Source organism: Methanobrevibacter sp., assembly GCF_045644645.1.
Lineage (GTDB): Archaea > Methanobacteriota > Methanobacteria > Methanobacteriales > Methanobacteriaceae > Methanocatella.
This window is the reverse complement of record NZ_JAZRHE010000070.1, coordinates 1-6,161: the sequence shown is the minus strand read 5'-3', so window position 1 is coordinate 6,161 and position 6,161 is coordinate 1. Positions and strand designations below refer to the sequence as shown.

5 protein-coding genes are annotated in these 6,161 nt (G+C 33.8%); 3 read left to right on the top strand and 2 right to left on the bottom strand.

Annotation, left to right across the window (positions count from 1 at the left end; genetic code table 11):
• Positions 1 to 69 precede the first annotated feature (69 nt).
• Both ACKI4K_RS04140 and ACKI4K_RS04135 read left to right on the top strand, forming a co-directional pair.
• Positions 70 to 990, top strand: coding sequence for a DUF2121 domain-containing protein (locus ACKI4K_RS04140; protein WP_407422579.1), 921 nt, complete (start codon positions 70 to 72; stop codon positions 988 to 990).
• Positions 991 to 1,003: 13 nt separating this feature from the next.
• On the top strand, positions 1,004 to 1,933 hold the full coding sequence (locus ACKI4K_RS04135) for an MBL fold metallo-hydrolase (RefSeq protein ID WP_407422577.1): 930 nt from the start codon (positions 1,004 to 1,006) through the stop codon (positions 1,931 to 1,933).
• Here ACKI4K_RS04135 and aroC read toward each other — a convergent pair.
• Positions 1,930 to 3,024 carry a chorismate synthase gene (gene aroC / locus ACKI4K_RS04130; protein ID WP_407422575.1) on the bottom strand — a complete coding sequence of 365 codons (1,095 nt, stop codon included), beginning with the start codon at positions 3,022 to 3,024 and terminating at the stop codon, positions 1,930 to 1,932. The genes ACKI4K_RS04135 and aroC overlap by 4 nt on opposite strands.
• 702 nt (positions 3,025 to 3,726) lie before the next feature.
• Between aroC and ACKI4K_RS04125 the strand changes: the two genes are divergently transcribed.
• Positions 3,727 to 4,014 carry a hypothetical protein gene (locus ACKI4K_RS04125; RefSeq protein WP_407422573.1) on the top strand — a complete coding sequence of 96 codons (288 nt, stop codon included), beginning with the start codon at positions 3,727 to 3,729 and terminating at the stop codon, positions 4,012 to 4,014.
• A gap of 175 nt (positions 4,015 to 4,189) precedes the next feature.
• Here the strand turns inward: ACKI4K_RS04125 and ACKI4K_RS04120 are convergent, their stop codons facing one another.
• A complete protein-coding gene (locus ACKI4K_RS04120; RefSeq protein WP_407422571.1) occupies positions 4,190 to 5,683 on the bottom strand; it encodes a DUF6056 family protein in 1,494 nt (497 codons plus the stop codon).
• Between the last annotated feature and the right edge of the window lie 478 nt (positions 5,684 to 6,161).

Here is a 6,161-nt window from a genome sequence, read left to right as displayed (position 1 = left end):
TATAAATAATAAACTTTTGATATTATAATTTTTTTTAAAATTATGGTATATTGAATTAAGAGGAATAATATGAGCTTAATTATTGCTTACATTGGAAAGAACGGATGTGTAATGGCGGCTGATAAGAGAAAGATTGGTTATTTTGGTGATAAAGAAAATTTAGAGATTTTAGAAAAAGAATTATATGATGGTATAATCATCAGTGATGATGAATTCAAAAAAAGAGCTGATGAATTAGGCATTTCTGTAAAGATTACTGATGATGCAAGTAAATTAAAGATAGTTGGAAATTGTATAAGGGGAGAAGTAAGCACAAAAGGAACTTTTGAAACAAGGCGCAGGAGAATTTATGGAACTACTAATGGTTATCAATTGGTGGAATTATTAGGTTCCGAGGTTACTTCACGTAATGCCGGTGAAAGCGGAATTATCATTTTTGGGAATAATTTTGCTAAAAAGATGGCTGAAACTTTAATTTCAAGAAAGTTCAAACCTTCTTCAAGTTTAAAATCCAAAGGAGAAGTTTTCGAAGAAATTATAAACGAAGTTGCATCTAAAACTCCTACTGTGGGTATTAATTGCGATGTATTAAGACAAGACCCTCATTTTAATACTTCTCAAGCTCAAAAACATTTGAACATAACTATCGACAATGATATTAAGGTATTAGTTAAATTCAGACAAAATTTGACAGAACAACTAGTTCAACAAAGCATTGAAATTGAAATGGCCAATAAAGTCATTGATAAAGGGGATGTTGGCAGAGTTGTTTCAGTTGATGGAAATATTCTATATGTCCAGTTAAATGACAAAACACAGGCAATGGATGAAAACTGGAAGAAACTAGCTGGCCCGGGTCAAAATGTAATAATGTTTACAGAAAGTGAAAATGTAAAAATAGGGGATAAAGTCACAATAAAGGATGAGGATTTATGTCTTAAAAAGGACAAGTCCTCCCTGAAATGTGACGTAATCTTATGTTCGTTATGATTGGGGATTTTAAATGAAATTGACTTTTTTAGGGAGTGGAGGTGGAAGATTTTCCGCTATCTCTCAAAGAAGAATGACTGGAGGGTTCAGGATTGATAATCTCAATGGTAAGAATTATCATGTTGACCCAGGACCGGGAGCTCTAATAAGAACTTATCAATTCGGCTTTGATCCTCGTAATTTGAGTGGAATCTTTGTTTCCCATGCGCACACTGACCATTATAACGATGCAGAAATCCTCATTGAGGCAATGACCAAAGGCATGACTAAAAGTGTAGGGACTATTTTTGGAAGTACCAGCGTTCTGGAAGGCTATGACCAGTGGGGACCTTGTATTTCGTCATACCATCAGTCTAAATCGGATACGATTCTTCTAAAACCCGGCAATGTCGAAGAGGTAAATGGCATTAAAGTTAAAGGAACTAAAACGATTCATGGGGATCCTGCGGGAGTGGGTTTTCAAATTGACTATAACGGGTTCAAATTGTCTTATACGTCTGACACGGATTATTTTGATAAATTGCCTGAATGCCATAAAGGGGCGGATATCCTAATTGCAAGTGTCTTAAGGCCGGGCAGCAGGTCGATTAATGGGCATATGTGTTCTAGAAATTTCATTGATTTAATTAATGAGGTTAATCCTAAAGTTGCTGTAATGACTCATTTGGGACTTAAAATGATTTCTTCAAATCCTGTTACTGAAGCTAAAAAGATTGCAAAAGAAACCGGCGTAAAGGTGATAGCTGCATTCGATGGGCTTTCATTCAATGTTAATTTTAAGAATCCGAGAAGGTTTAGGTTAATATCTCTTAAGGATGTTGAATCCCAAAACCACAGCACTTCTCATGCAATGTATACAAGCGAAAGAAGAAACTCCTATCAAACTGCAATCAAAAATAATGAGTTTGACGAACTTACAATATTAAGGAAAAATGCAAATTAAAGTTCCAGGTTAGTTGGATGGATAAATCCTGAGCGAATCATATGGTCTGCAAGGACAATTGCGGTGCTTGATTCAGCTACAACTGTCACTCTTGGACAGATGCAGGGATCATGCCTTCCTTTAATTTCTATTTTTTCATTTTCTTTTTTATCTAAATTAACTGAATTTTGGCATTTGGAAATTGATGGAGTCGGCTTCACTGCAATTCTTGAAACGATTGGCATTCCATTGCTCATTCCACCAATAATTCCGCCGGAGTTATTGGTTTTTGTAGTAATTTTGTCATTTTCGATTTGGTATTCATCATTGATTTGCGAACCGGTATGTGTTGCAACATCAAATCCAAGACCTATTTCAACTCCTTTAACAGCACCAATGTTCATTAAGATTCTTGCAAGGTCTCCATCCAATCTTTCAAAAATGGGTTCGCCAAGTCCTGCCGGAAGGCCTATAGCTATTGTTTCCACAATTCCTCCAATGGAATCTCCTTCGCTCTTTTTAGCCAATATTAAATCTTCCATTTCAGTTGCAGCCTTTAAGTCTGCACAACGGACTGGATTTTTCTCAATGTTCTCTTTTATAGTATAAAATTCTTGAGGCTCTGCTTTGACGTGTCCAATTTGAGTAACGTGAGAAATTATTTCAATGCCATGGGTTTTAAGAAGTTTTTTCGCTATTGCCCCACCAATGACATGGCCGATGGTTACCCTTCCGCTTCCACGGCCGCCTCCGTTGTAGTCGTAATTTCCGTATTTGCTCATCCATCCGAAATCCCCATGGGATGGACGTGGTGTGCTTTTAAACATTGTGTAATCTTTGGAGTGTTGATTTTTATTGAATACAATTCCGGTAATCGGTGTTCCATCGGTTTTTCCTTCAAAAATTCCGGATAATATTTGAACTTCATCTGATTCCTTTCTCGGGGTTGTTACACTGCTTGTTCCTGGTTTTCTTTTATCCAATTCTTTTTGAATGTCTTCAACACTTAATTCAAGATTTGCAGGGCATCCGTCAACAATAGCTCCAAGAGCAGGACCATGGCTTGCTCCAAAACTTGTTATTTTAAATTTTTCTCCAATTGAATTTGACATCTTAAGCCTCTTTTTTGTAATTGGTCTAGTATTTGTATTTTGGAGTTATTAAATGTTTAAATTTTTGCAAATGTTTTTGCATTCCTGAAGAGTATGCTCGGCTTTAACTGTTCCCATTTCTGTGTCAAGTGTGAAATCAGTATTAAGTTTAACAATTTCTGACAAAAATAATTTATAAGCATTTAATGATTCATATCCATCCTGTCCTGCTTCTTTTTTTAATTTTTCTATGTTGTCTCCAAAGTTAAATTTATTTTAAAGACCTACTGACAAAGAAGTGATAAGAGAAGCGATTGCATCGCTTTCACCGGTGATGAATGCATTAATATTATTCATTTGTTCCAGTGGCTGCGGAGGGCTGAAACCTTGAATTAAACAATCCCGGGTTACATTGATGAGCTATCAGAATATTTGCCTAACGGAAGATGGATATTTTCGAAATAATCGACTATATTAAGGGCAATGACAATATTGTGTCTGCTTTCAATATTCGGAGAATAAAAACAAACAAATATTATACAACCTATTGCAGTCCAGAAACAGTCAATGCCATTAATGCTTACATTTTATCAGAATGATAATGTTACGAATGAAAGCCAGTTATTTAAGACGTATGAATCTTATGTAATTACTTATTTTCAAATAATTAATTATAGACTTGGCTTGGGTCGTGTAGGAAAATATCGGCGTTTTAGAAGTCATATGCTCCGTAAATTTCATGCTAGTGCATTATATGATGAGGGTATGGGAATAGGCAATGTAAATGACCTGCAGGGCAAAGCCAAGAACAAAACCGATCAGGTCTACTTCATGACCAATCCTTATGATTTGAAATATGGGAATATCAAGCACCTGACGGCTGTTACAATAAACAGGGATGTTGAGAAACTATCTATCAAGTCTCCGGAATTTGTGCAAATGGAAAATGAGAACAAGGTGCTGGAATCCGACTTTATTCTATTTTTTTTAAAATTGATAGCGAACAGTTAAGGGACATTCATTCTGAATTTGATAAATGTATATTCGACAATAATTTTGAAGTTTCAATAAAATTAGATAAATCTTTAAGATTGGAAATATTGGATAATCATTTTTATTAATTTAAAAAGTTTGAAATGAATATTTTCAATCAGAATACTCAAAAACATGATTTCCACATATCCAATCAACTGCTTTTAGCTTGTGTATTGTTTATCACATAAACCCGTTCCTTGTTATAATATTTTTCGACATTGTTGTTTGGCCATATGTCAGGTTCACTTTTCAAATCATCAAAGTATAAAATCGAACCTGGCGTAATATTCTTCAGCTCAATTTCAGTTGAATTGGAAGTTTTAAGTATATGAAACCTGCTGTCCTGTTCGAATGCAAAATTTTTGGCAGTTCCGTTTTTCAATTCCTGCAGACAGGTATATGAATTTGAAAATTTGTAAGTATTAGGTAAATAAAATGTCAGTATTAATGAAATGATGACAACAATCACAAGCATTTTTTTAAAATCATCACTTTTGAAGTTAATATTTATGAACTCTTCCTTTTGTAATAGGGTTATCAGCAAGGTATAGTTTATCCAGCTTAATAATATGAAAGTTATCCAAATGACATTAGTTACGCGAGGCGCTCCGAAATCACTCATCGCATAATAAGGCACGGCAAACATGCCGGCAATAACAAGCAATGAACAGGCCAGGGATGCAAAGAGATGGATTGCTTTAACTTCATCTTCAATGTTTTCTGAGACCTTCAAGGACAGGGGAGTAATGATTATTAGACTCAGCACCCATTTAAAGTTCATCCAATTCACAAAAATGCTTTTTAAATGTCGAAAAGTGTTGATTAAAAGGTCAATGAGTCCTGAGTTAGTTAATCCTTCTTGAATAAGTGATTCTTGACGAATTGCAGTGCCTGGGGCGGTATACATTATAATGAATCCTATTATGGCAAGTGCCAATGGTAAAATGGAATAATATCTCTTTTTCTTTAAAATTAGGAATATGCTGAACAGTGACAGGAATAGGATATTTGCAAATGCGGTTACATGATTTCCTCCAGAAGTGAAAAACGAAAGCACCCCTGAAAAGGTCAGCAGCAAATAAAATTTTTTATCATTTTTATCCGTATAAAACAGTTTAATTAATAAGCAACACCCCAACAAATTAGTGAATGCCCAAGGAATGTAATTCATGGCTCCATTGTACCAGAATAGTCCTTGGGTGGCTGAAGGAAGCAACAAATTTAGGACAGTTAGTATAACTAAAGAAAATGTGAAGACAAAAATGTTTCGTTCTTTAATGAAATATTCATTTAGGATTTTCAATGAAAAGTATATGCAAACAAATTCTATAAAAAGTATTATAAGACAAGTTATGCTATAGAATTGCTCTCCGAAAATTGCGGGTTGCAGAGATAAGATAAATGCAGATGAATATAGTCCCTGCCAGGTATTGTAATAGTTTATGTCTGTCTTAACTGCAGATTCAATCAAATCGAATATGTTTCCACCATTTTGAACTGCTTCATGAGTTAGAAGAGAATATCCGAAGTCATCGGCAGAAGGCCGGTCATAGCTCCCAACCATAATGAGGGGCAGCAATAAGGATATGCAAATTGCGATAATCAAAAAATAATTTTTATCTTTCCCAAAATTTAATAAATCCATTTCTCCACCATAAAAAATTCATAAGATATTAAAATGATATGAAGATGATAATTTAAATATCTTTTCTTCAAAAACTTTGCATCAAACAAGGCAATTTGTCCATTATATTTCCTATTTATTAATTTTTTCATACTTTCGTTTTAATTTCAATTATATATAAACATCAGCACAATATTTTTAATTGGCACATAGGAAAAAGGTTCAGAAGTGGAGGGTTTTCATCCACATTATTCATAATTATTTCATTACATTTTTTAATTTTGTGTGTGTTTAATTTCGTTACTATTTTTTTATTGCTTTGCTTATATTTTTATTGAAATTAATGAATAAATATCTAATTTTGTTGATTTGAACACAAGACAAAAATTTAATTATGTTCCAAAATAGAATTTATTATAGAAAGGTTATTAGAAAAAACTAATAAGTTACTGATTTTTAAGTGATTACTATGGAATTCCCAACTACAAGAATGAGAAGA

Coding starts and splice junctions, on each gene's coding strand:
- aroC (WP_407422575.1), bottom strand. CDS start 3,024: ATGTCAAATTCAATTGGAGAAAAATTTAAAATAACAAGTTTTGGAGCA.
- ACKI4K_RS04135 (WP_407422577.1), top strand. CDS start 1,004: ATGAAATTGACTTTTTTAGGGAGTGGAGGTGGAAGATTTTCCGCTATC.
- ACKI4K_RS04120 (WP_407422571.1), bottom strand. CDS start 5,683: ATGGATTTATTAAATTTTGGGAAAGATAAAAATTATTTTTTGATTATC.
- ACKI4K_RS04140 (WP_407422579.1), top strand. CDS start 70: ATGAGCTTAATTATTGCTTACATTGGAAAGAACGGATGTGTAATGGCG.
- ACKI4K_RS04125 (WP_407422573.1), top strand. CDS start 3,727: ATGCTCCGTAAATTTCATGCTAGTGCATTATATGATGAGGGTATGGGA.